The organism is Achromobacter sp. 1014246743, from assembly GCF_059760725.1.
Map to the genome: position 1 here is coordinate 1 of NZ_JCBANA010000096.1, position 23,016 is coordinate 23,016.

Below are 23,016 nucleotides of genomic sequence, written 5' to 3' on the forward strand. Positions count from 1 at the left end.
ACCACTGGAAGGTCGGTCTTTACCTGGCGGCATTCCACCTTGCCACAGCCGATGCCACGGAGAAAGTTTCTTCGTCACGGGTGTCGTGCATGACGACTATTGGGCTTCAGATTCCCTCGGGCGCATCTACACGCCCCGCGCCCACCCGACCAGCGCAGCCCGGCGCTCTGCATAGGGCTCGCGACGGGTTTTGGGGAGAGTGTTTGCTGGCGTTTTGCTCAGCGGTGGGGTGGGGCGGTGGGGTGCGGGGCCCGCCGCAATCGGCCGCGCGGGCGGCCTTCTGCGGCTTACGCGGTGGTGGGGCGTTGGGGCGGTGGACGCTGCGCGTGTTGGCTGTGTCTGCGATTTTGGCTGGAGCTTGTTATGAGCTTGGCCGGAGAGCGGCTATCGTTGGGGAATGGCTAGGTGCCGTCCGTGTCTGAGTGATGTGAATGACGACGAATGGGGGGGCCGCGCCGTCCATTATTTCTTTCATGCCGATTCTCGGCAGGCCATCTGAAACATGAAAATTCTTGCTGCGTTGCTGAGCCTTTCGTTGCTGGTGGCGGCGCCGTGCGTCGCGGAGACTGACGCGGATCAAGCGGAGCTCCTGGGGATGTTGGCTGGCGGAAGTTGGCGTTCCCCCGACGGGCAGGGCTCGTATCGGGTGATCCTGGAGAACGTGGGGTTCGAGCATGTGAGCTGCCGTGTCTGGATCGAGTGGGTGGCCACTGAGGCGTCGGGAAAAAAGTCGCCCGGGCAGCCGGCGCGTCTCGTTGCCAGGGCGCCGTACGACGAAATCTCCAGCGGTTTCTGGTCTTGCAATCCGAAGCAGGTCGGGTTGGCGGGCGCCACGCTGACCATTCATGCTACGCACGCTTATTCCGGTGAAAGCCGCAAGTTCTGCGCCGTGCTGGGTGTGCCGGGTGAGTACCGTGATCAGGGCTTGTGTTGAGCCTGTGTTCTGACGCGCGCTAGCCTTGCAGTTGGTCGTAGACCTCTTGCGAGATTCTCTGTAGTTCGTCTCGGCTGACCGCGCCCGACAGGGCGTAGCCGAATGGGCCTTCGGCCCAGTAGAAGACGCGGACGGGGCCTTCCTGGGTGAATTGGAAGGCGGTTTGGCCACCGGTGGCTTCTCGGGTGACGTAGAGGGTCAGGCGTTGGCCGTCTTGGGCGCCGTACATGAAGAGGGCGACGGGGCCGGTGCCGCCGGGCAAAAGGCGGCCGCCGACGAGGTCGTAGCCGGCGTGGGACAGGTTGGGGGCGCGCACGGGGGCGCCCAGGCGCTTGGTGAGCCAGGTGACCAGGGCTTTTTCGTTGTCGCCGCTGACTTCCACGGGGCGGCCCATGTCGGGGGCGTAGACGGCGTGGGCGATGGCGGCGCGTTGGGCGTAGCCGCCGGCCGCGTGGTCGGGGCTGGCGGTGGCCAGGATGGATTGCAGGTGGCGGGCGTCGAGGGCGCCGCGGGTGAGCCAGGCGGCGCTGGCGCTGATGGCGGCGATGGCGATGCCGGCGGCGAGGGCGCGCCAGGGCAGGTGGCGGGCGGGGGGCGCGAGGGGCAGGCGCAGGGGCAGGGGCTCGTCCAGGACGGGGTCGAGCAGGGCGTGCAGGGCGCGGCGCTGGGCCTGCCAGGCGTGGACGCGGGCCAGGTCTTGCGGATGGGAGGCGAGGTAGGCGTCGACTTCGGCGTGGCGGCCGGGCGGCAGCTGGCCGTCGGCGTAGCCGTGCAGGTCGGCCTCGGTGATGGGGTGGCCGGCGGCGGGAACGGGGTGGAGGCGTTTGTCGTTCATGTCATTTCACGCGATGGAGCCGGCCGGCGGGTTCCTGGCCTTGCATCAGGGCGCCGAGCCGTTCGCGGGCACGTGACAGGCGCGACATGACGGTGCCGATGGGCACGCCCAGGACCTGGGCGGTTTCCTGATAGGACAGGTCCTCGACGCAGACGAGCAGCAGCACTTGGCGCTGTTCGGCGGGCAGGCCTTGCAGGCAGCGATCCAGGTCGCGCACCTCCAGGTGATCGGTTTGGGTGGCGCGCACCGGCACGTCGGGCAGCTCGCTGGTGCTGGCGTCGCCGGCTTGCCGGTGGTGGGCGCGCACGCCGTCGATGAAATGGTTATGCATGATGCCGAACATCCAGGCCCGCAGTTCGCCGCGCCGTTGCCAGCGCGAGTAGCGGCTCCAGGCGCGCTCCAGGGTGTCCTGCACCAGGTCGTCGGCCCGGTGAGGGTCGCCCGTCAGCCCGCAGGCGTAACGCCGCAGGCTGGGGATGCAGGCCAGGATCGATGCTTCGTCTTCGGCGCGCATGGTCTGATGCGGAGGGGCGAGGCGATCCGGATCAGGGCTTGATGACGTGCCAGACGTCCTTGAAGTTGTCGCCGGTCTTGTCGCCCGGCTTGGCGTCCTTGGCATACAGATAGATGGGCTTGCCCTTGTAGGCCCATTGCTTGGAACCGTCGTCGCGGGTGATGACGGTGAGGTCGCCCGAGGGCTTGGCATCGGCGGCGGCGGTGACCGGGGGCCAGATCTTGGCGCACTGGTCGTTGCAGGCGCTCTTGCCGCCGGCGTCTTTGTCGAAGGTGTACAGGGTCATGCCGGCGCTGTTGACCAGGACGCCGTCCTGGGTCTTGACGGCCTGGGCGTGGGCGCCGGCCGAGAACAGGGCGGCAGAGGTAAGAACCAGGGCTGCGGCGATTTGATTGCGCATGTCGTGCCTCGCGTAGAAAGGAAAGTGGGGGACTGCCCTCTACAGACGCCGGCCGGGGCGGCGATATTCCACCCGGCGCAAAAAAAATTCTGCGAGGGCTCAGGGGGCCGCCGGGGGCGGACCGGGTTCGTAGCGCATTTCGGTTTCCACGCCGGCCTCCTCGACGGCGCGAAAGCCCAGCGACTCGTAGAGCCGCCGGGCGGGGTTGCCCTGCAGGACGGACAGGGTGACGGCGGCGCCTTCCTGGTCGGCCTGGCGCAGCAGGCCGGTCAAGAGTTGCCGGCCCAGGCCCTGGCCTTGGTAGGCCGGGTCGATCTGGATCTGTACGACGCGCCAGCCGTCGGGCTCGCGCAGGGCCTTGAACAGGCCCGCGGGGCGGCCGTGCAGCCAGACGATCTGGGCGCCCTCGAAGCCGTAGCGGATGCGGGCCAGGTGGTGTTCGTCGTCCTGCGGGGCGCCGGCGCGGGCCAGGTGTTCGGTCATGGTGGCGCGGCGCAGCGACAGCAGGAAGGGCAGGTCGTCTTCGGTGGCGGGCTGCAAGGCGAGGGAGTGGGGGCTCATGGGATGGCTTTGGAAGGCTTGGCGGAACCGCGCTTGGCGCTTTTGCCGGTCTGGTTGATCAGGTTATAGAGCTGTTGGGCCGCCGGCGCCAGGGGGCGGCCGCGGCGCGAGATCAGGCCCAGGCTGCGGGTGACGCGCGGATGTTCGAGTTTGACGCCGGCCAGGGTGGCGTGGCCGGCGGGCGGCATGGCCAGCTGGGGCACGGCGGCCACGCCCAGGCCGGCCTCGACCAGGCCCAGGAGGGTCATCACGTGGCTGACCTCGAAGGCGCTGACGGTGCGTTTGCCGCTCTTGGCCAAGGCGTCGTCGATCAAGAGGCGGTTGCCGCTTTCCTTGGCCACGGTCATGAAGCGTTCGCCGGACAGTTCTTCCCAGGACACGCTGCGCCGCGTGGCCAGCGGGTGGTCGCGGCGCACGGCCAGCACGAAGTCTTCGCGCAGCACGGCCTTGAAGTCCACGTCGGGTTCCTGGGTGCCGAAGAAGCTGATGCCGAAGTCGGCGCGGCCGGTGACGACGCTGTTGAGCACGGTGTGGGCGGTTTCGTCGATGATGCGCACGCGGATGCGCGGAAAGCGCTCGGCGTAGTCGTGGATGATGGCGGGCAGGAAGTAGTAGGCCACCGACGGCACGCAGGCCACGGTGACCAGCCCGCCGCGCTGCGCGGCCAGGTCGCCGATGCTGAGCACGGCGCGTTCGAGTTCGTCGATGGCGCCGCGGGCGCGTTCCAGGAAGATGCGGCCTACGTGCGTGAGCGACACGCGGCGGGTGGTGCGTTCCAGCAGGCGGGCGCCGAGCAGGTCTTCCAGTTTTTCGATGCGGCGGCTCAGCGCGGGTTGCGACAGGTTCAGGTCTTCGGCGGCGGCGCGAAAACTGGCGCGTTCGGCCACGGCCACGAAGGCCTGCAATTCCTGTAAATCGAAATTGATGCGTGCCATGCATTAATCCATCCGTAAGTTGCAATTCAAATAATAGCCGCACCGTCGCAGAATGCACCGCATGGAAACGATCATCCCTTGCGTACTGATGCGCGGCGGCACGTCCCGCGGCCCTTTTTTCCTCGCCGACTGGCTGCCCGCCGACCCGGCCGAGCGCGACCGCCTGCTGCTGGCGGCCATGGGCTCGCCCCATGCCTTGCAGGTCGACGGGCTGGGTGGCGGCAACTCGCTGACCAGCAAGGTCGCGATCGTGTCGCGATCGCGTCGGCCGGACTGCGATATCGACTACCTGTTCGCCCAGGTGTCGGTGGACCGCGCCAGCGTCGATACCCGGCCCAACTGCGGCAACATGCTGTCCGGCGCCGCGCCGTTCGCCATCGACGAAGGCCTGATCGCGGCGGCCGATGGCGAGACCTCGGTGCGGGTGCACAACGTGAATACGGGCGCCGTCATCGAGGCGGTGGTGCAGACCCCGGGCGGGCGCCTGACCTACGAGGGCGACGCCCGCATCGACGGCGTGCCGGGTGCGGCCGCACCAGTGCGCCTGAACTTCCTGGATGCCTGGGGCGCGGTCACCGGCCGTCTGTTCCCCACCGGCCAGCGCCAGGAAGTGGTGGACGGCATCGCGGTCACGCTGATCGATGCCGCGATGCCCATGGTGCTGCTGCGCGCCGCTGACTTCGGCTTGCGCGGCGACGAGTCGCCGGCCGAACTGGACGGCAATGCCGCGTTGCTGGCGCGCCTGGAACGTATCCGCCGCGAGGCCGGCGCCCGCATGGGGCTGGGTGACGTGACGGACAGCGTCATCCCCAAGCCGGTGCTGCTGGCTCCGGGCGACGATGCATCGGGTTTGTCGCTGCGTTCGCGCTACTTCACGCCGCACGCCTGCCACCGGGCGCACGCCGCGACGGGTGCGGTGGGCGTGGCCGCCGCCTTCCTGATGCCGGGCACGGTGGCGCACGATTGCGGCGGCCCCGCGCCGCAGCCGGGCTATCGCAGCGTGCGCATCTCGCACCCGTCGGGCGGCATGGACATCGATGTGAAACTGGACGAACGCACGGGCGAGGTCGCGGCCGCCGGGCTGGTGCGCACGGCCCGCAAGATCATGAAGGGCGTGCTGTACCTGCCGCAATTCGTGTCGCAACCGGCCGCAGTGCCGCAGGCGCAGCCCGCGCAAGCGACGCCGCTTGCGGTGGCGGCCTAGCGCGCCAGGGCGATACCCGACATCAGGACCCGGCGTCGCCGCAAGCGGTGGCCGGTTGGCAGAAAAAACAGGGGCCGGCTTGTGCCGGTGCCCATTCAACACTCAGCGGTCCGCAGAGACCGTCCCGACAAATCATCAGGAGACTCGATATGGCATTTCCCACCCGCAGCAGCATGCTTGGCGCCGCCGCGCTGTGCCTGGCCCTGGCCGGCCAGGCTGCCCAGGCGCAATTTCCCGACCGCGCCATCACGATGGTGGTGCCCACCGCCGCCGGCGGCGGCAACGACACCCTGGCCCGCGTGATCGGCCAGAAGATGGGCGAACTGCTGGGCCAGACCGTCATCGTGGTCAACAAGCCCGGCGCGCAGGGCGCCATCGCCGCCGACTACGTGGCACGCCAGCCGGCCGACGGCTACACGCTGATGCTGGGCTACATCGGCACGCACGGCATCAACCCCGCGCTGCAAAAGCTCAACTACGATCCGGTGCGCGATTTCACCGCCATCGGCATGGTGGCCGATTCGCCGACATTGATGGTGGTGAACAGCGGCATCGGCGTGCACGACGTGGCCGGGCTGATCAAGTACGGCCAGGCGCATCCCGATGGCCTGAGCTATGCCTCGGCCGGCCCGGGCACCGCGCCGGCGGTGGCGGGCGAGCTGTTCAACCGCGCCACGGGCGCGGCCATGCTGGAGATTCCGTACAAGGGCTCGGCGCCCGCCATGACCGACACGCTGGCCGGCGTGACGCAGGTGATGTTTCCCAGCCTGTTCAGCGCCTATCCGCACCTGAAGTCCGGCAAGATCGTGGCGCTGGGCGTGGCTGGCGCGCGCCGTGCCAAGGTGCTGCCTGATATGCCGACGCTGGCCGAGCTGGGCGTGCAGGGCGTGGATGTGGCGCAGTGGTATGCCGTGTTCGCCCCGGCCAATGCCAAGCCCGAGGTGGTGGCCAAGCTCAACACGGCCTTGAATGGTGCGCTGCATGACCCGGCCGTGGTCCGCAAGATCGACGAGCAGGGCGCCGAGGTGCGCACCAGCACGTCGGACGAATTGGCGGCGTTCGTGCGTGACGAGGCGGTCAAATGGAAGCGCCTGGCCACGTCGATGCACGCGGCGCTGTAACGCCCGGTGTGCATGACGGCGCGCCTGGCTGGCGCGCCGTTTGCAAGGGTCGCCATCGCAGCCAGCCCCGTCCTGCTACGTGGCACTGTCAAACAAGGCGGGCGGCGCGGCATCGAAATGTCGCAGGTTCGGAAACACCAGGTTCAGGTCATCCCGGCCCGCGCCGAACCAGCCGCCCAGCGCTGCGCCCAGCTGTTCCACCGCCAGGGTCGGCAGCAGCCGGCCGTTGTCCACGAAGCCGGGGCCGTCCGGTGCGATCTCGGGGTGCGATCCATAGTAGCGGCCGCCCCGCACCGCGCCGCCCAGCACCAGGTGATGCGCGCCCCAGCCGTGGTCCGAGCCATTGCCGTTGGACCCCAGCGTGCGGCCGAATTCCGAGGCGGTAAACGTGGTGACCTGCCGCGCCACGCCCAGCGTTGCCAGCGCGTCCTGGAACACCGCCAGCGCCTGGCCCAGTTCACGCAGCAGGGCCGGGTGGGTGTCGTTCAGCCCGGTGTGGTTGTCATAGCCGTTCTGTGACACGAAAAATACCTGGCGCCGCGCGCCCAGCGCCTGGCGCGCAGCGATGATGCGCGCCACGATCTTCAACTGCTGCGCCAGCGGCGAGCCGAAATCGCCGGGCACTGCCACGCCGGACAGCGCGGCGCGCAGCCGCGTGTCCGCATCGATCGATTGCGCGGCGATGCGCGACATCTCGCATTCCATCAGGTGGTCGCGCGGCTGGGTGATCAGCTGGCGCAGCAGCGCGGTACAGGCGCTGGAGCCGTACAGGTCGCGCGTCAGCAGGTCGATGCGCGTGGAGCCGTTCACGCCGACCCGATACCCGGCCACGTGCCGGCCCGCCAGCAGCACGGTGCTGCCGCCGGCCGTGATGCCGGTGAAGCTGCGTTGCGCGTTGAGGCTGGCGTACAGGTCCGTCAGGCGGCCGGCCCAACCCGACGACGCGCCTTCCGGCGCCAGTGCTTGCCAATACGATTGCTGGTCATTGTGCGAAAACAGCTTGGGCGGCAGCGGCACGCGCGCGCCGATGTAGTCGGCCTTGGTCGTGGGCACGACCAGCGGCCCCACGTTCAGCACCAGCGCCATCTCGCCGCGTTCGAACACGGGGGCCAGCGGCGCCAGCGACGGCGCCAGCGCGAACTGGGCGCCGTTGTCCAGCGCCGCCTTGCCGCGCAGCGCGGTGGCCTGCAGCGCGGCGCGGGGCAGGGCGATGTCGCTGCGCGCCGCGGCGTAGGCGCGATAGGCCGCGGCATCAAACGGCACCAGGGTGTTGAAGGGATCGTTGCCGCCATACAGGAACACGCACACCAGCGCCTTGTAGTCGGCGGGCGCGGCCTGCGCCGCGGCCGCGCCCAGCGCGGCCAGGTTCAGCGCCAGCGGCGCGGCGGCATGGCTGGCGCCCAGGGCGCAGGCGCGCAGCAGGAATTCGCGGCGGTCGGGCTTCATGGCTGCTCCAGCGGGTCGGGGCGATCGGACTTCATGGTGGTTCCCGGGATTCGAGGCGGTCGCGCCTCATTTCTGCACCAGGTATTCGGGGCTGGCCGCCACCAGCATGATCGCGGCGCGCACGCGGTCGCGTGGCCGCTCGGGCGGCAGGGTGGCGACCGCCTGGGCGATGGCGTCGGCGGTGGCGCCGCTGAATGCATCGCCGGCCAGCAGCAATGCCACGCGCGCCACCAGCGCAGCGGGGTTCCGGGCCAGCGCGATCTCGGCGGCGTAATCCGTTTGCAGGTCTTCCCAGCCGCGGTCGACGTAGATCGCCAGGAAATTCAGGTAGCCCGCGATGCTGGTTTCGTCGGTGATCTGCAGTTCCGGCGCCACCCGCCCGCGCCGCGCCAGTTCGGTCACCGGCGGGCTGTAGCGCGGCCGGAAGAAGTTGAACACGCTGGCCGAACGCATGGGGCTTTGCGCCAGGCGGATCGTGTTGTCGGTGGTGTCGGGCATGGCCCAGGCGCCGTTGTTGGACGTGGCGCCGAACGCCCGCGCCCAGCCCGAGAAGCGCAGGATCGGCTCGCGTACCTTGCCCCACTCGGGCGCGGCCAGGTCGGGGTGGCGGGCCTCGTCGTCCAGCAGGATCGCCCGCACCACCGCCCGCAGGTTGCCGCGCACGCCATGGCCGTCGTCATTGAACGCCGCGGCCACCCGGCCGACGTAGGCAGGGCTGGGGTTGCTGGTCACCAGCCGCTGGATCAGCTGCGTGCCGATGAACGGCCCCACGTTGGGATGGGCGCTGATCACTTCCATGGCCCGCTGTAGCGACAGATGGCCGTCGGTGCCGGGCGGAATCACCGCGCCCAGAAAACGCTTTTCCGCCAGCGAATGCAGGGCGTTGTTCAAGGCCATCGGCCGGCGATGGAACTGCACGTCGGTCTCGGGGCCGTCCAGGTCCCAGCCAGTGAAGACCTTGGCCAACCCCTGCACGTCGGCGTTGCCGTAGGTTTCCACGGGCGCGCCGTTCACCAACCTGACCGTGCCGTCCGGGTTCAGCTCGACCAGGCCGATGCTGAACAGCTGCATCACTTCGCGGGCGTAGTTTTCGTCGGGGTGGCGGCCAGTCTTGGGATCTTCCTTGCGGTTGCCGCGGTAGGTCAGCATGCAGCCCATCGACAGATTGCGCGTCACCGCGGTCAGCAGGGCCTGGTAGTTGCCCAGCGCGTGCTCGGCCAACAGGTCCATGAACCCGGCAGCGCCGAACAGCGGCCAGTTGGCGGTAATGGACGCCACGCCCACCACGAAAATCTCGGACAGCGCAAAGGCCACCCGCGTGCGCACCTGGTCCTCGGCGCTGATGAACTTGCGCCACAGGGTCGATTCCAGCGGCGCGTTGATGCCGTTGCCCTTGTACGCCTCGGTGTTCTTGCCTTGCTGCAGCAGCCAATCGAAGTGGCTTTGCGATGGCGGCAGGCTCAACTGGGCGTCCAGCCAGGCCGCATAGCCGTCCCGCACCACGACGTCGATCTGGGCGGGCGTCGGGCCGAAGGTCGCCTGCGCCAGGAAACGCGAAGCCTGGCCGGGCGTGGGCCGGGCGGATGAAGTCGGTACGGAGGCGGCGCCCAGCGCCGCTTCGGGCGGCGGCGCGGACATGCAAGAGGCCCCGGGTTCGAATGCGAGCACCTACGGTAACGAAGCGCCGGGGGCGCTTCAATACCACCATACGGACGAGGGGATTAATGCGTTTGCACGAGGCCCGCGCGCGTGTCGGCCGCGGCATCGGCACGGGCCGGGGTGCCGGCCCGGCGGACCTTGAACGGACCTGCCGGGTCGGGACGCCGGCCGGATCAGACCGAGCGGGTGATGCCGCCGTCGATGCGGATGTTCTGCCCGGTGATGTACGACGAGGCGTCGGACGCCAGGAAGGCGATCAGGTCGGCCACTTCCTCGGCGGTGCCGTAGCGGCCCATCGGGATGCGCACGCGGCGGTCTTCTTTCTCGGGCAGGCTGTCGATGAAGCCCGGCAGCACGTTGTTCATGCGTACGTTGTGCTCGGCGTATTCGTCCGAGAACACCTTGGTGAACGCGGCCAGGCCGGCGCGGAAGACGCCCGACGTCGGGAACAGGGCTTCGGGCTCGAAAGTGGCGTAGGTGGAAATGTTGACGATGGCGCCGGCCTTCTGGTTTTTCATGATGGGGGCCACCAGGCGGGAAATGCGCACCACGTTCAGCAGGTAGTACTCCATGCCCAGGTGCCAGTCGTCGTCGCTGATTTCAAGCAGCGGGCCCTTGGGGCCATGGCCGGCGCTGTTGACCACGGCGTCGACGCGGCCCCATTTCTGCACGGTGGTGTCGACCAGGCGGGCCAGGTCGTCGGGCGACCGGTTCGAACCGGTCACGCCCAGGCCGCCCAGCTCGGCCGCCAGGGCCTCGCCCTTGCCGGACGAAGACAGGATGGCCACGCGGTAGCCGTCGGCCGCCAGTTTGCGTGCCGCCGCCGCGCCCATGCCGCTGCCGCCGGCGGTGATGATTGCCACTTTATCCGTGCTCATGTGTTCGTCTCCAAGGGGTCCGGGAAACGGCCATTGTAGGGGTGGGCACGGCGGCCTTGCGGACAATCCCGCAAGGCCGGCAGGGGCGATCAGTCGACCAGTTTCAGCACGCCCTTCATCAGCGCGAAGTGGCCGGGGAACGAGCAGAAATAGGCATAGTCCTGGCCGGCGGCCAGCTTGCTGACGTCGAACGTGACCGAGTCCGTTTCGCCGCCGCCGATGACCTTGGTGTGGGCGATGACGCGGGCGTCGTCTTTCTTGACGTAGTTGTTGTCCAGGCCGGCGGCCATGCCGTCGTTCACGGCGCCTTGCATGTCGGCCTGCTTGGTCAGCACCCAGTTGTGGCCCATGGCGGTCTTGGGCAGTTTGCCGGGGTGGGTGAGCTTGACGGTGAATTCCTTGCAGCTTTTGCTGACCGTGATTTCCTTCTTGTCGAACTGCATCTGGTCGGTGCCGGCGATTTCGACCGAGCAGTCGGCGGCCAGCGCGGGGGCCGAAACCAGGGCCAGGACGGCCGCGGCGCACAGATTCTTCAACAGCATGTTTGATGCCTCCAGGTGGCTAGGGGAGAAACGCAGGCCCGCCGGACGAAGCCGGCCGGGCGTTGCGACCATTGTCACGCCACTCTACGCCATATCGCTGCCGGTGACCTACGCCGGGTTTGACGCAACGCAAGCAAGCCTCAGCGAATTGCCGTGAATCGGTCTGAAAGTTGCGGCAGCGCGGGGCCGACCTGCCGCAACCCCCGCGGCTAGGGCCGCGCGCTGATCCGCCAGATGACGTTGCCCACGTCGTCGGCCACCAGCAGCCCGCCCTGGCGATCCACCGCGACGCCCACCGGCCGTCCCTGGGCCTGGCCGGCGGCATCCAGAAAGCCCGTCAACACGTCCTGCGCCGCGCCGTCCGGGCGGTTGTCGGTGAAGGGCACGTAGATGACCTTGTAGCCGCTGCGCGGATCGCGGTTCCAGGAGCCGTGCTGGCCCACGAACATCCCATGCGTGAACGGGGCCAGCCTGGCGTCGCCCGACCACGCCAGGCCCAGCGATGCGGTGTGCGGCCCCAGCGCGTAGTCGGGCACGATGGCCTTGGCCACCAGGTCCGGGCGCGGCGGCTTGACCCGGGTGTCGACGTGCTGGCCGAAGTAGCTGTACGGCCAGCCATAGAAGCCGCCGTCCTGGACCGAGGTCATGTAGTCGGGTACCAGGTCGCTGCCCAGTTCGTCGCGTTCGTTCACCGCCGTCCAGAGCGTCTTGCCGTCGGGCGCCCAGGCCATGCCCACCGGGTTGCGCAGGCCGCTCGCGTACAGGCGCCTGGCGCCGCTGGCCACGTCGATTTCCCAGATGGCGGCGCGGCCTTCTTCGATCTCCATGCCGTTCTCGGCCACATTGCTGTTCGACCCCACCGACACATACAGTTTCTTGCCGTCGGGGCTGGCGATCAGGTTCTTGGTCCAGTGGTGGTTGATGCCGGCCGGCAGGTCGGTCACCTTGACGCCGGGCGCGGTGATGCGCGTCTGGCCCGGCTGGTAGGGGAATCGCACCACGGCGTCGGCATTGGCCAAATACAGCTGGTCGCCCACCAGCGCCATGCCGAACGGCGAGTTCAGGCCGTCGAGCAACACGCTGCGGCGTTGCGCCGTGCCGTCCGGCGCCAGGCCCCGCAGCAGCGTGATGCGATTGGCGCTGGCCGTGCGCGCGCCGGCGCGCTTCATGACGAGGCCGGCGGCCCAGTCCTTGAATCCGCCGGAGGCCTCTTCGGGCTTGGGCGGCGCGTTGGTCTCGGCCACCAGCACGTCGCCGTTGGGCAGCACGTAGAGCCAGCGCGGGTGGTCAAGATCGCGGGCGTAGGCCGTCACGGCCAGGCCGCTGGCCGGCGTGGGGTGCGCGCCATCGGCCCAGCCGACCGCCTTGGCGGTGTTGACAGTGGGAATCAGGGTGGTGTTGGGGGCGGGCAGCGCAGGGTGCGGCCCCATGCCCGCCTCAACCGGCAGCTTGGCGACTTCGCCGCAGGCGGCGAGCGTGCTGACGGCTGCCAGGGCCGCTGGCAGCAGGGTTCGAATGCGCATGATGCGGCTCCAGGTGCGGCGCTATCACCGCGACGCCCCATCATACGACGCACGCCCTAGCGCATGTCGAAGGCTTCCTGGTGCCAGCGCACGCCACCGCGGCCCAGGCGTCGCAAGCCATCGCGCAGCGCGGCAGACAGGCCCGCCGGGCCGCAGAACCAGACGTCGGTGGCGCGGCCATCGGCCACTGCGCCTTGCGCCAGGTCGTCAGCGGTCAGGCGGTGGCCGGCGTCGTGGACCAGCAAGGTGACGTTGCCCAGCGCCGCGCAGCGCTGCTTCAGCGTATCCACAAAGGGATCCGTGGCGGCATCGCGCACGCAGTAGTGCAGCCAGACGGGCGCGCTGTCCGCGCCGGCGGCCTGCCGGTCTTCCAGCCAGGCCAGGAACGGCGTGATGCCGATGCCGCCGGCCACCCACACTTGCGGCTGGGCGTCGGCTGAGCCGGGGCGCTCGAAGCGGCCGTACGGGCCTTCCACGGCCACCGTCTGTCCGGCCGCCAGCGTGTCGGCCAGGCGGCCCGTGTAATCGCCCAGCGCCTTGATCTGGAAGGTCACCCGGCCGGGGGCGTCGCCAGGCGCGCTGGCGATGGTGAACGGGTGCGCGCCTTCGCTGCGGTCGAACGTGACGAAGGCGAACTGCCCCGCCCGATGGCCGGGCCATTGCCGGCCGAGTTCACAGGTGACCTCGACAATGCCGCCCGGGCGTCGCGTTACCGCGGCGATCCGGCCCGCGACGCGGCGCCCGCGGCCGACGCGGCCGGCCAGGGACCACAGCGCGGCCACGGCGCCGCCCGCAAGCAAGGGGATCAGCAGCAACCCCGTCGGCCCTGTCCAGTAATACGCGGGGGCCAGTGCCAGGGTGTGCAGGGCCAGCGCCAGGTACGCGACGGGCATGGCCCGATGGGCGATGCGCCAGGCGTGGTACGGAAAGCGGCGCCACAGCGTGATGGCCAGCATGATGAGCAGCGCGTAGATCGTCCATTCGCCCAGGTCCTTGGCCAATCCGCGCGAGCCTTCCAGCACGGCCAGCACCGCATCGCGTGCGGGCCGGCCGTCAGGGCCCGGAAGCGCCTTGAGCGGCGTACTGGACAGCTTGGCCAGCCAGTGCACCGCGCTGGCGCCCACGGCAAGGATGCCGGCCCATTTATGCAGCCGATAGACCTTGTCCATTCCGCCCAGGGGGCCTTCCAGCCACGCCGGCCGCAGCGCCAGCAGCATGATCAGCGACATCAGTCCGATGGCCCAGACGCCGGTGAGGTACAGGGTCTGCTGGCGCAGCAGCCAGGGCCACGCGGCCGCCGACGGCGGCTGCAGCAGGAAGGTGTCGACGGCCCAGGCGCCGGTCAGCGCCAGCAGGAAGCCGCCAAGCGCGGTGCGGGTGTTCATGAGAGGCTCCAGCGTGTCATGCCGGGCCCGGCGGCGCCGGGCCCCATGTCCCTGTCAGTCCTTGACGCGGCTGCGCAGCACGGCGCCGGTCTGCGCATCCACGCGCAGCTTCACGCGCTGACCCTGCGGGTCGTCGGCCTTGACGTCGTAGCCGCGGTGATGCTCCAGCTCGATCTCGGTGATGTTGCGGTAGCCGGCGGCCGTCAGCGTGTCGTAGATCTGGCGCACAGTCAGGATCTGCGCGGGGGCGGCCTGGGTGGCGACCGGGGCGGCAGGCGCTGCGGCCGGTTGCGGGGCGGCCTGGGCGAAGGCCCCGGCGCTGGCCAGGGTGGCGGCGCCCACGGCGAAGGCGGCCAGGGTGTGGCGGATCGAAGGCTTGAAAGTTGTCGTCATGGTGGTAGCTCCTTGTCTGTTGGGATATGGCCAAAAGGCCGGCCATGCATGCATTATTCGGGTGGGCCCATGAACCGTTTCTGAAGCGCTCGTTCACCTGCCGTTCATCCACGGTTCGCTATAACCGAGGCGTCGTACCGATCTGTCTTTCCCGGGCGTCCCGCGTTATCCTGGACGCCATTCATCCTGGAAGCCCCCATGACCGCAGGCAAGCGCATCGCACTCTGGCTGTCCGGCGGCGCGCTGGCCGCGGCGCTGGCCATCGGCCCCGGCCCCGGACGCGCCGACGAAAGCGACCACGAACAGGCCCGCCAGGCCTTGCAGGCCGGCAAGGTGCTGCCGCTGCGCGCGGTGCTGGATATCGTCGAGCGCGACTACCCCGGCCAGGTCATGAAGGTCGAATTCGAAGAAGACGACGGCATCTACCTGTACGAGATCCGGCTGCTGCAACCCGGCGGCAACCTGGTCAAGCTGAAGATCGACGCACGCGACGGCTCCGTGCTGGGCATCAAGGGCCGCGACATCCAGTTCCGGAACAAACACTGATGCGCATCCTCGTGGTCGAAGACGAACCCACCCTGGCCACGCAGTTGGCCGAGGCCCTGCGCCAGGCCGGCTACACCGTCGACACCGCGGCCGACGGCGGCACTGCCCACTACATGGGCGAGGTCGAGACCTACGACGTGGTGGTGCTGGACCTGGGCCTGCCCGTGACGGACGGGCTGACGGTGCTCAAGCAATGGCGCGCCGCGGGGCTCGGCATGCCGGTGCTGATCCTGACCGCGCGCGCCAATTGGCACGAGAAGGTCGCCGGCATCGACGCCGGCGCCGACGACTACCTGACCAAGCCCTTTCACATGGAAGAACTGCTGGCCCGCGTGCGCGCGCTGCTGCGCCGCCACAGCGGCCACGCCAGTGCGCAGTGGCGCTGCGGCCCGCTGATGCTCGACACGCGCCAGGCCAAGGTCACGGTGAACGGCCAGGCGCTCAACCTGACCAGCCACGAATTCAAGGTGCTGGCGGTGCTGATGCAACGCGCCGGCGAAGTGATTTCACGCAGCGAACTCACCGAACACATCTACGCCCAGGACCACGACCGCGATTCCAACACCATCGAGGTCTTCATCGGCCGGCTGCGCAAGAAGCTGCCGCCAGACACCATCGAAACCGTGCGCGGCCTGGGTTACCGGCTGGCAGCCGGCGCATGACGGGGCCGCGCGCGCCCGGCTCGTTGCGCTGGCGGCTGCTGGCCGGCACGCTGGCCTGGATCGCGCTGACCATCGTGCTGGCCGGTTGGGGCCTGGGCAGCCTGTTTCGCCAGCACATCACCGAGCAATTGCGCGCCGAACTGGCGCTGCACCTGAACCAGCTGACCGCCGCGGTCAGCGTCGCCCCCGACGGGCGGCCCATCGTGGCCCCGCCGCTGAGCGACCCGCGGCTGGAGCAGCCGCTGTCGGGCCTGTACTGGCAGATCGATCGGCTCGATGAACAAGGCCGCCTGGCGGCCGCGGGCGTGGCGCGTTCGCGCTCGCTGTGGGACCAGGTGCTGGCCTTGCCCGCGACCGACAGCGCCGACGGCGCCTACGACATCACCGGGCCCGAAGGCCATGGCCTGACCGCGCTGACGCGCACGCTCAAACCGGAAGACGCCGACGCCGCCACGCTACGCCTCATCGTTGCCGCCGACCGCCAGGTGCTGGCCGAGCCGATCGAACGCTTCAACCACATGCTGCTGCTGTCGCTGGGCGCGCTGGCGATCGGGCTGATCGCGGCCGCGGTGGTGCAGGTGGCCGTGGGGCTGCGGCCGCTGGGGCGGCTGCGCCGCCAGCTGGCCGCGCAGCAGGGGGGCAACAGCGTGCGCATCGACGGCCGCTTTCCCAGCGAGATCCAGCCGCTGGTCGACGACTTCAACCGCGTGCTCGCCGTCAACGCCGACATCGTGCAGCGGGCCCGCACGCAGGCCGGCAACCTGGCTCACGCCGTGAAAACGCCATTGACGATCCTGGCCAATGCCGCGGCGCGCGAAGACAGTCCGTTCGCCCGCCTGGCGCGCGAGCAGGTGGCCTTGGCGCAGCGCCAGATCGACTACCACCTGGCCCGCGCCAGGGCCGCCGCCGCGTCGGGCACCGAAGGCGGGCGCACGCCGCTGCGCCCGGCGGTAGAGGCGTTGCTGCGGGTCATGCGCCGGCTGTACGCCGCGCGTGAACTGGCGCTGGACATGACGGATTTTGCCGACGGCCTGGTCTTTCGCGGCGAAGAGCAGGACCTGCAGGAAATGGTGGGCAACCTGCTGGACAACGCCTGCAAATGGGCGGCGGGGCGGGTGCGGATCAGCGCAAGCGCCGCGCCGCCAGACCGCCTGCGGATCCAGATCGACGATGACGGCCCCGGCATCGCCGAAGGCGAACGCGAACGCGTCTTCGAGCGCGGCGTGCGCATGGACGAACAGCGCCCCGGCTCGGGGCTGGGGCTGGATATCGTGCGCGATCTGGCCAGCACGTATGGCGGCGAGGTGCGCGCCGAACAGGCGCCGCTGGGCGGCCTGCGCGTGACGCTGACGTTGCCGGCGCTTGCCTTGTCCGCGTAGGGCTTGGCCGGCGGACAAGGCCAGCGCCGCCGCAGCGGCCTATTTCACCAGCGTCACCGGCACGTCGGCCAATTGCACCACCTGGTTGGCAACCGACCCGATGAGCAGGCCCGCAAAGGCGCCGCGTCCGCGCGTGCCCATGACGATGCGTTCGCACTGGTGCTGCTGCGCGTAGGCGTTGATCTCCACCGCCGGATTGCCGAATTCGACATGGCTGGTGTAGTCGGTGCCGGTCACGTCGAGCAGCTTGCGCGCCTCGTCGGCCGCTTCCTGGCCTTCGCGCACGTAGTATTCGTCGATCATGTCCTGCGTGACCAGGCGCGACAGGCCGGCGCGGCCTTGGGGCGGGGTCTGGATATTGAGCAGATGGATGCGCGCGTCCTTCGCGCCTTGGGCCAGCTGGCGCGCGTGCAGCACGGCGCGGTTGGCGTCGTCGGAACCATCGACCGGGACCAAGATGTTCAGCATGGCTGGCTCCTTTACTTGACCAGGGTGACGGGCAACGTCGTCAGGTGCAGCACACGGGTGGCGACAGACCCCATGAACAGCGCTGCAACCGAACCGAGCCCGCGCGTGCCCATGGTGATTTCATCGGCGTCGATCTCGTCGGCCACGCGCACGATGGTTTCGGCGGGGGCGCCGATCTCGACGCGCGTGCCGTATGGCACGCCTTCGGCGGCCAGCAGCGCGCTGGCCTCGCGCAGCGCGGCCTGGCCTTCTTCCTCGTGGTAGGCGTCGATGTCGGCCTGCGACAGGCCGCGGCCGATCTTGCCGGACTGCAACGGAATCTGCACGGTCAGGAGTTCGACGTGCTCGACGGGGTCGTATCGGCGGGCGTGCAACATCGCCCGCACGGCGTGTACGGCGTGCGTTGATCCGTCCACGGGAATGAGGATGCGTTTCATCGGCGTCTCCTTGGTAGATAGGTCTACTTTAAGGAAAAATTCAGCCACGCGGCGTGCGCCGGATCAAATGGCACCGGGGTTTACCGTCCGCGCCCGCCGCCGCGTCTGTTGCCAAGGCCGGTCGCCGACCGGCATCGCCCAGGCCCGTGGCCAGCGCCTAGCGCCATTGCGCAGGCGTCTGCGTCGCCTCGGCCGGCAAGCCCAGCAGCAGCGCGCCCAGTCGGGCCAGCGCCGCCGGGTCGCCGGTGGTTTCCAGCGCCAGCGTGCCCGCGCCGTCGGTCTTCAAGCCCCCGCGTTCCTGCAACTGGTGACGCAGCCGGCGCGCCACGGGGCCGCCGGTCTCCAGCAGGGGCACGGCAGGGCCCGCGACGGCGGCGATCGCCTCGCTCAGGAATGGAAAGTGGGTGCAGCCCAGCACCAGCGCGTCGGCGCCCTGGTCCAGCAATTCCTGCACCGGGCCGGCCACGGCGCGTGCGGCGGCGGGTCCGGCAATCTCGCCTTGCTCGACCCGCAGCACCCATTCGGGGCAGGGACGCAGGAGAATGCGGATCTCGGGCGCCTCGCGCTGCACCAGCGCGGCGAACTTGGCGCTGGCCAGCGTGCCGGTGGTGGCGAACACGCCGATCACGCCGCTGCGCGTCAGGTGGGCGGCCGGTTTGATCGCCGGTTCCACGCCGATGATGATCAGCTCAGGATGGCGGGCGCGCAGCAGGGCGATGGCGGCGGTGGTGGCCGTATTGCACGCCACCACCATAGCCTTGGCATGGCGCGAGACGTAGTAGTCGGCGATGGCCAACGCCCGCTGCTGCACGTATTCCGGGGTCTTTTCGCCATACGGCACGTGGGCCGAGTCCGCCACGTACAGCAGGTCTTCGTGGGGCAGTGCATCGCGGATGGCGCGCAAGACGCTCAGTCCGCCGACGCCGGAGTCGTACACGCCGATGGGATGGGAGGCAGGCATTTCGATCGGGCAAAAACAAGGGTGCCGGCAAGTGTAGCGCCGCGTCAGGCCTCGGGCGCTTCGCGGTGCGCCCGCACCTCTTCGATGAGCCGGCGGATGGCGCCCGACAGGGGCGCATCGCGCCAGATCAGCGTCAGCGGGGCGCGCAGCTCCACCGGCCCCGTGACGTTCACGTACACCACGCCCTCGATGTTGACCCGCCGCAGCGAGGCCGGCACCAAGGACACGCCCAGGCCGGCGGCCACCAGGCTCAGGGTGGACAGCATGCGCGGCGCTTCCTGCGCCACGCGCGGGCTGAAACCGGCCGCCGCGCAGGCCGTGATGATGGCGTCGTACAGGCCCGGGCCGCTGTGGCGCCGGTACAGGATCAGCGATTCCTCGGCCAGCTCGGACAGCGCGATGCGCTTGCGGGCGCGGCCCTTGACCATGGGATGGTCCGCCGGAAAGGCGGCCAGCATGCTTTCTTCCAGCACGGTTTCGAACGCGACGCCACGCTCGACCCCGTGCGAGCCGCGAATGAAGGCCACGTCCACGCGGCCGTCGCGCACGTCTTCCATCAGTTCGCCGGTGCTGCTTTCTTCCAGCACCAGCCGCACCTGCGGCGCGCTTTCGCGAAAGCGCCGGATCACCGACGGCACGAAGGGATGAAAGGCCGCCGACCCGGTAAAGCCGACGGTCAGGCGTCCGGCTTCGCCCAGCGACACGCGCCGTACGCCGTCCACTGCCTGGTCCACCAGCGCCAGGATGCTGCGCGCATCCGCCAGCAGCGCGCGGCCGCTCTCGGTCAGTTCCATGCCGCGCGGCAGGCGGTGGAACAGCGTCACGCCCAGCTCCTGTTCCAGCACGCGGATCTGCTGGCTCAGCGGCGGCTGACGGATGCCCAGGCGGGCGGCTGCACGGGTCAGGTGGCCTTCCTCGGCCACCGCCAGGAAGTAACGCAAAAGCCGCAGGTCGACGGATGCCATATGAAACCGATATGAATGTTTAGCCAGGCATATATTAGACATTATCTGAGGGCGGGAGTAGGCTGCGGTCTATTCACCCAGAAGATCATGAACGCAGCATCGACTCCCCCTGACGCCGCCCTGCGGCCCCCGCCCACCTGTGGGCAACTGTTCTACGGCTTTCTCATGCTGGGCCTGACGGCCTTTGGCGGCGCGCTGCCCCTGGCGCGCCGCATGGTGGTGGAAAAGCACCGCTGGCTGAGCGGCGCCGAATTCACCGACCTGCTGGGCCTGTGCCAGTTCCTGCCGGGCGGCAACATCATCAACCTGTCGGTCGCCCTGGGCATGAAGTTTCGCGGTCCGCGTGGCGCGTTCGCCGCGCTGATGGGCTTGATCCTGGCACCCTCGGCCATCGTGGTGCTGCTGGGCATGGTCTACGACCGCTTCCAGAACGATCCGCACATCCAGCACCTGTTCGCCGGCCTGGCCGCCGCCGCGGCGGGCCTGTTGATCTCCATGGCCGTCAAGATCGGCACCCCGGTGCTCAAGCGGCGCGACTGGCTGGCCGGCTTGGTGGCCACGGCCTGCTTCATCGCCATCGCGGTGCTGCGCATCCCGCTGCTGCCCACCATGGCGGTGCTGACGCCGCTGAGCATCCTGCTGGTCTGGAGGCAACGTCGATGATCCAGACCCTGATCGCCCTGGCCATCATCTTTTCCCAGCTGTCCGTGCTGGCGTTCGGCGGCGGCAACACCATCCTGCCCGAAATGCAACGCCAGGTCGTGGAAGTGCACGGCTGGATGACGGCCGCCGACTTCTCGGCCCTGTTCGCCCTGGGCCAGGCCGCGCCCGGCCCCAACCTGATGGTCGTCACCCTGGTGGGCTGGCACGTGGCCGGCTGGATGGGCATGCTGGTGACCACCATTGCCAAGTTCGGGCCGTCGTCCATCATCACGGTCATCGCCCTGGGCCTGTGGGAACGCTTCAAGGACCGGCCCTGGCGCGGCGTGATCCAGGCCGGCATCTTCCCCATGACGGTGGGGCTGGTCGCCGCCAGCGCCGCGCTCATCACCGAGGCCTCGGTGCATTCCTGGCTGCTGGGCGCCATCACCGCGGTGGTGGCGGTGCTGGGCAGCGCCACGCGCATTCATCCGCTGTGGCTGCTGTTCGGCGGTGCGCTGGTGGGATTGCTGGCTATCGGTTAGCGTTGAGGCTCTTGCCACGCCAGGAACCCGCCATGTCGCTGCCGGTCAAAGACCCGGAAACCGAATCGCCGCCCGCCCGTGTCGCGCGCCTGCCCTTTGTCCACGCGCACCGGCGCCTGGTGCTGTGCGGCCTGCTGTTCGTGGCGGTGGCCACGGGCCTGTACCTGACCGGCATGTCGCCCAGCCGCGCCTGCCTGCTGGGGTTCGACCTGGCCGCGCTGGTGTTCCTGCTGTTCACCGTGTCCGCCTTCGGCAGCGCCACCCCGGCGTCCATGCGGGTGCGGGCCCAGCAGGTCGACGTCGGCCGCACCGGCGTGCTCTGGAGCAGCGTGGCGCTGTCGTGCCTGGTGATGCTGGCGCTGTGGGTCGAATTGCGGGCCAGCGGCGGCACTGAAGGGGTGCTCGACCTGATTGCCGCGGCCGCCAGCATCGTGCTGTCGTGGCTGTACATGAACATGATCTTCGCGCTGCACTATGCGCACGGCTACTACAGCCATCGCAACGCGATGCACAAGGGCCTGGATTTTCCCGGCAAGGAAGACCCGGACTACTGGGATTTCGCCTACTTCTCGCTGGTGCTGGGCATGACCTTCCAGGTCTCCGACGTGCAGATCGTCAGCCGTCGGCTGCGGCGCACGGCGCTGATGCACAGCGTCATCGCGTTCTTCTTCAACGTCTTCATCATCGCCATCAGCGTGAACGTGGCGGCCGGGCGCGCATGAAAAAGGCCGGGGAATCCTCCCCGGCCTGCTGGCCGCCATGCGGGTAGCGGCGCGTGCCGTCAGGCCGCGGCCTCGGCTGCCGCCAGCCGCCACAGCGACGTCACTTCCTTCGAACGCGCCGCATACAGCGGATCGTCCCGGTCTTTGGCGCGGGCATGCGTGGGCCGCGTGTCGATACGCTCGACCACCCGCAGGCCGGCCTGCTGGATCATGTCCAGCAATTGCTCGCGGGTGCGCAAACCCAGGTGTTCGGCCAGGTCCGACAGGATCAGCCAGCCTTCGCCGTTGGGCGTCAGGTGCGCCGCCAGGCCATTGAGAAAGCCGCGCAGCATGCGGCTGTCCGGGTCGTACACGGCCTGTTCGACCGGCGAGCTGGGCCGGGCCGGCAGCCACGGTGGATTGCAGACGATCAGCGAGACCCGGCCTTCGGGGAACAGGTCGGCCTGTTCCACGTCGACCTGCCTGGACAGGCCCAGGCGGTCCAGGTTTTCGCGGGCGCAGGCCAGCGCACGCGGGTCCATGTCGGTGGCGATGACTCGCTTGCCGCCGCGGCGCGCCAGCACCGCCGCCAGCACGCCGGTGCCGGTGCCGATATCGAAGGCCACGCTGCCGCGCGGCATCGGGGTATTGGCCACCAGGTCCACGTATTCGCCGCGCAGCGGCGAGAACACGCCGTAGTGCGGGTGGATGCGGTTGTTCAGCGCGGGAATCTCCACGCCCTTCTTGCGCCATTCGAAGGCGCCGATCAGGCCCAGCAGTTCGCGCAGCGACGCCACGTAGGGTTCGTCGGCCGGGCCGTGGGCTTCTTCGCAGGCCTGCCGGGCATCGGGTGCGCGGCGCAGCGAAATGCCGTGGCCGGCGTCGAACGGAATCAACAGCATGCCCAGGATGCGGGCGCGCTGCGACTGGATCTGGCGATGCTGGTTGAAGGCTTCCAGCAGGGTCTCGACCGGCTTGCGCGGGCGCTTGTCCACCCGCCGGGTCATGGCCTGCAGCAAGAGGCGCGCATTCTGGAAGTCGCCGCGCCAGAGCAGGCCCACGCCTTCGCAGGCCTGGCGGTAGGCCATGTCCGCGGTGGTGCGGTCGTCGGCCAGCACCACCCGCTTGGGGGGCGTGGCGCCGGATTCCGAGCGCCAGCGGGCGGTGTGCGTGGTCTGGTCGGGGGCGTCGCCTTCCGTCCAGCTCAGTTCAGGCAGGGTCAACGTGGCGCTCCAGCAATAAGGGGCTTCTTGGGCAGGCAGGTCATGGGGGAGGGGAATCGGGGGGAAAGGAGAAAAAAAGAAAGGGCGCGGCTGCCAATGTAGCAGCTTCGCGCCCTGGGGGCGGGCCGGCGCGCGGGGCGCCGGCCCGGCAAACGGGGTC

The 23,016-nt window shown here is 69.3% G+C and carries 26 protein-coding genes; 9 read left to right on the forward strand and 17 right to left on the reverse strand.

Annotated elements, in window-relative coordinates:
• Positions 1 to 502: 502 nt before the first annotated feature.
• Entirely contained in the window at positions 503 to 934 is a 432-nt protein-coding gene (locus tag AC6LJ2_RS27495; protein WP_498152588.1) for a hypothetical protein, read from the forward strand.
• Positions 935 to 953: 19 nt separating this feature from the next.
• On the opposite strand, the gene AC6LJ2_RS27500 is transcribed toward AC6LJ2_RS27495, so the two are convergent.
• From AC6LJ2_RS27500 to AC6LJ2_RS27520, 5 genes are all read right to left on the reverse strand, one after another.
• Entirely contained in the window at positions 954 to 1,769 is an 816-nt protein-coding gene (locus AC6LJ2_RS27500; protein WP_263911228.1) for an anti-sigma factor family protein, read from the reverse strand.
• 1 nt (position 1,770) lies between these two features.
• The gene (locus tag AC6LJ2_RS27505; RefSeq protein WP_498152589.1) at positions 1,771 to 2,283 is read right to left on the reverse strand and encodes an RNA polymerase sigma factor; all 513 of its coding nucleotides are present in this window, start codon (positions 2,281 to 2,283) and stop codon (positions 1,771 to 1,773) included.
• A gap of 31 nt (positions 2,284 to 2,314) precedes the next feature.
• Positions 2,315 to 2,683 (reverse strand): COG4315 family predicted lipoprotein, encoded by a 369-nt coding sequence (locus AC6LJ2_RS27510; protein ID WP_263911230.1) that lies wholly within the window; start codon positions 2,681 to 2,683, stop codon positions 2,315 to 2,317.
• A gap of 99 nt (positions 2,684 to 2,782) precedes the next feature.
• Positions 2,783 to 3,244, reverse strand: coding sequence for a GNAT family N-acetyltransferase (locus AC6LJ2_RS27515; protein WP_498152590.1), 462 nt, complete (start codon positions 3,242 to 3,244; stop codon positions 2,783 to 2,785).
• Complete coding sequence (locus AC6LJ2_RS27520; RefSeq protein ID WP_498152591.1) at positions 3,241 to 4,179, reverse strand: LysR family transcriptional regulator; 939 nt, start codon at positions 4,177 to 4,179, stop codon at positions 3,241 to 3,243. The genes AC6LJ2_RS27515 and AC6LJ2_RS27520 overlap by 4 nt, the downstream gene beginning before the upstream one ends.
• Positions 4,180 to 4,240: 61 nt before the next feature.
• Between AC6LJ2_RS27520 and AC6LJ2_RS27525 the strand changes: the two genes are divergently transcribed.
• Positions 4,241 to 5,383 (forward strand): 4-oxalomesaconate tautomerase, encoded by a 1,143-nt coding sequence (locus AC6LJ2_RS27525; RefSeq protein ID WP_263911233.1) that lies wholly within the window; start codon positions 4,241 to 4,243, stop codon positions 5,381 to 5,383.
• Between the two features lie 149 nt (positions 5,384 to 5,532).
• Positions 5,533 to 6,504 (forward strand): tripartite tricarboxylate transporter substrate binding protein, encoded by a 972-nt coding sequence (locus AC6LJ2_RS27530; protein WP_498152592.1) that lies wholly within the window; start codon positions 5,533 to 5,535, stop codon positions 6,502 to 6,504.
• 75 nt (positions 6,505 to 6,579) lie between these two features.
• Here the strand turns inward: AC6LJ2_RS27530 and AC6LJ2_RS27535 are convergent, their stop codons facing one another.
• The 7 genes from AC6LJ2_RS27535 to AC6LJ2_RS27565 all read right to left on the reverse strand — a co-directional run bounded on the left by AC6LJ2_RS27535 (position 6,580) and on the right by AC6LJ2_RS27565 (position 14,330).
• On the reverse strand, positions 6,580 to 7,950 hold the full coding sequence (locus tag AC6LJ2_RS27535) for a DUF1501 domain-containing protein (protein WP_498152593.1): 1,371 nt from the start codon (positions 7,948 to 7,950) through the stop codon (positions 6,580 to 6,582).
• A 66-nt stretch (positions 7,951 to 8,016) separates the two neighbouring features.
• Complete coding sequence (locus AC6LJ2_RS27540) at positions 8,017 to 9,588, reverse strand: DUF1800 domain-containing protein (protein ID WP_498152594.1); 1,572 nt, start codon at positions 9,586 to 9,588, stop codon at positions 8,017 to 8,019.
• A 194-nt stretch (positions 9,589 to 9,782) separates the two neighbouring features.
• A complete protein-coding gene (locus AC6LJ2_RS27545) occupies positions 9,783 to 10,487 on the reverse strand; it encodes an SDR family oxidoreductase (RefSeq protein WP_263911239.1) in 705 nt (234 codons plus the stop codon).
• A gap of 89 nt (positions 10,488 to 10,576) precedes the next feature.
• Positions 10,577 to 11,029 (reverse strand): azurin, encoded by a 453-nt coding sequence (gene azu, locus AC6LJ2_RS27550; RefSeq protein ID WP_263911241.1) that lies wholly within the window; start codon positions 11,027 to 11,029, stop codon positions 10,577 to 10,579.
• A 209-nt stretch (positions 11,030 to 11,238) separates the two neighbouring features.
• Complete coding sequence (locus AC6LJ2_RS27555; protein WP_498152595.1) at positions 11,239 to 12,552, reverse strand: PQQ-dependent sugar dehydrogenase; 1,314 nt, start codon at positions 12,550 to 12,552, stop codon at positions 11,239 to 11,241.
• 56 nt (positions 12,553 to 12,608) lie between these two features.
• Positions 12,609 to 13,937, reverse strand: a complete 1,329-nt coding sequence (locus tag AC6LJ2_RS27560) for a ferredoxin reductase family protein (RefSeq protein ID WP_498152596.1) — start codon at positions 13,935 to 13,937, stop codon at positions 12,609 to 12,611.
• Positions 13,938 to 13,991: 54 nt separating this feature from the next.
• On the reverse strand, positions 13,992 to 14,330 hold the full coding sequence (locus AC6LJ2_RS27565; RefSeq protein WP_498152597.1) for a PepSY domain-containing protein: 339 nt from the start codon (positions 14,328 to 14,330) through the stop codon (positions 13,992 to 13,994).
• Between the two features lie 198 nt (positions 14,331 to 14,528).
• On the opposite strand from AC6LJ2_RS27565, the gene AC6LJ2_RS27570 reads away from it, so the two are divergent.
• The 3 genes from AC6LJ2_RS27570 to AC6LJ2_RS27580 are packed head-to-tail and all read left to right on the forward strand — an operon-like array spanning position 14,529 to position 16,917.
• The gene (locus AC6LJ2_RS27570) at positions 14,529 to 14,876 is read left to right on the forward strand and encodes a PepSY domain-containing protein (protein ID WP_025137275.1); all 348 of its coding nucleotides are present in this window, start codon (positions 14,529 to 14,531) and stop codon (positions 14,874 to 14,876) included.
• Positions 14,876 to 15,538, forward strand: a complete 663-nt coding sequence (locus AC6LJ2_RS27575) for a response regulator transcription factor (RefSeq protein WP_263911247.1) — start codon at positions 14,876 to 14,878, stop codon at positions 15,536 to 15,538. Before AC6LJ2_RS27570 ends, AC6LJ2_RS27575 begins: the two co-directional genes overlap by 1 nt.
• Complete coding sequence (locus AC6LJ2_RS27580) at positions 15,535 to 16,917, forward strand: sensor histidine kinase (RefSeq protein ID WP_263911248.1); 1,383 nt, start codon at positions 15,535 to 15,537, stop codon at positions 16,915 to 16,917. The genes AC6LJ2_RS27575 and AC6LJ2_RS27580 overlap by 4 nt, the downstream gene beginning before the upstream one ends.
• A gap of 39 nt (positions 16,918 to 16,956) precedes the next feature.
• Here the strand turns inward: AC6LJ2_RS27580 and AC6LJ2_RS27585 are convergent, their stop codons facing one another.
• From AC6LJ2_RS27585 to AC6LJ2_RS27600, 4 genes are all read right to left on the reverse strand, one after another.
• The gene (locus AC6LJ2_RS27585) at positions 16,957 to 17,385 is read right to left on the reverse strand and encodes a universal stress protein (RefSeq protein WP_263911249.1); all 429 of its coding nucleotides are present in this window, start codon (positions 17,383 to 17,385) and stop codon (positions 16,957 to 16,959) included.
• 11 nt (positions 17,386 to 17,396) lie between these two features.
• Complete coding sequence (locus tag AC6LJ2_RS27590; protein ID WP_445657324.1) at positions 17,397 to 17,822, reverse strand: universal stress protein; 426 nt, start codon at positions 17,820 to 17,822, stop codon at positions 17,397 to 17,399.
• A 157-nt stretch (positions 17,823 to 17,979) separates the two neighbouring features.
• A complete protein-coding gene (gene murI, locus AC6LJ2_RS27595) occupies positions 17,980 to 18,783 on the reverse strand; it encodes a glutamate racemase (protein ID WP_263911252.1) in 804 nt (267 codons plus the stop codon).
• 44 nt (positions 18,784 to 18,827) lie between these two features.
• Positions 18,828 to 19,748 carry a LysR family transcriptional regulator gene (locus tag AC6LJ2_RS27600; RefSeq protein WP_263911253.1) on the reverse strand — a complete coding sequence of 307 codons (921 nt, stop codon included), beginning with the start codon at positions 19,746 to 19,748 and terminating at the stop codon, positions 18,828 to 18,830.
• Positions 19,749 to 19,835: 87 nt separating this feature from the next.
• On the opposite strand from AC6LJ2_RS27600, the gene AC6LJ2_RS27605 reads away from it, so the two are divergent.
• From AC6LJ2_RS27605 to AC6LJ2_RS27615, 3 genes are read left to right on the forward strand one after another with little or no spacing between them, the layout of a single operon-like run.
• Positions 19,836 to 20,411: a chromate transporter gene (locus tag AC6LJ2_RS27605; RefSeq protein WP_025137280.1), complete on the forward strand. Its 576-nt coding sequence runs from the start codon at positions 19,836 to 19,838 to the stop codon at positions 20,409 to 20,411.
• Complete coding sequence (locus AC6LJ2_RS27610) at positions 20,408 to 20,932, forward strand: chromate transporter (RefSeq protein ID WP_175194041.1); 525 nt, start codon at positions 20,408 to 20,410, stop codon at positions 20,930 to 20,932. Before AC6LJ2_RS27605 ends, AC6LJ2_RS27610 begins: the two co-directional genes overlap by 4 nt.
• 32 nt (positions 20,933 to 20,964) lie before the next feature.
• A complete protein-coding gene (locus tag AC6LJ2_RS27615; RefSeq protein ID WP_263911257.1) occupies positions 20,965 to 21,654 on the forward strand; it encodes a DUF1345 domain-containing protein in 690 nt (229 codons plus the stop codon).
• A 59-nt stretch (positions 21,655 to 21,713) separates the two neighbouring features.
• Here AC6LJ2_RS27615 and AC6LJ2_RS27620 read toward each other — a convergent pair whose 3' ends face one another.
• Complete coding sequence (locus AC6LJ2_RS27620) at positions 21,714 to 22,856, reverse strand: methyltransferase (protein ID WP_445657323.1); 1,143 nt, start codon at positions 22,854 to 22,856, stop codon at positions 21,714 to 21,716.
• Positions 22,857 to 23,016 lie beyond the last annotated feature (160 nt).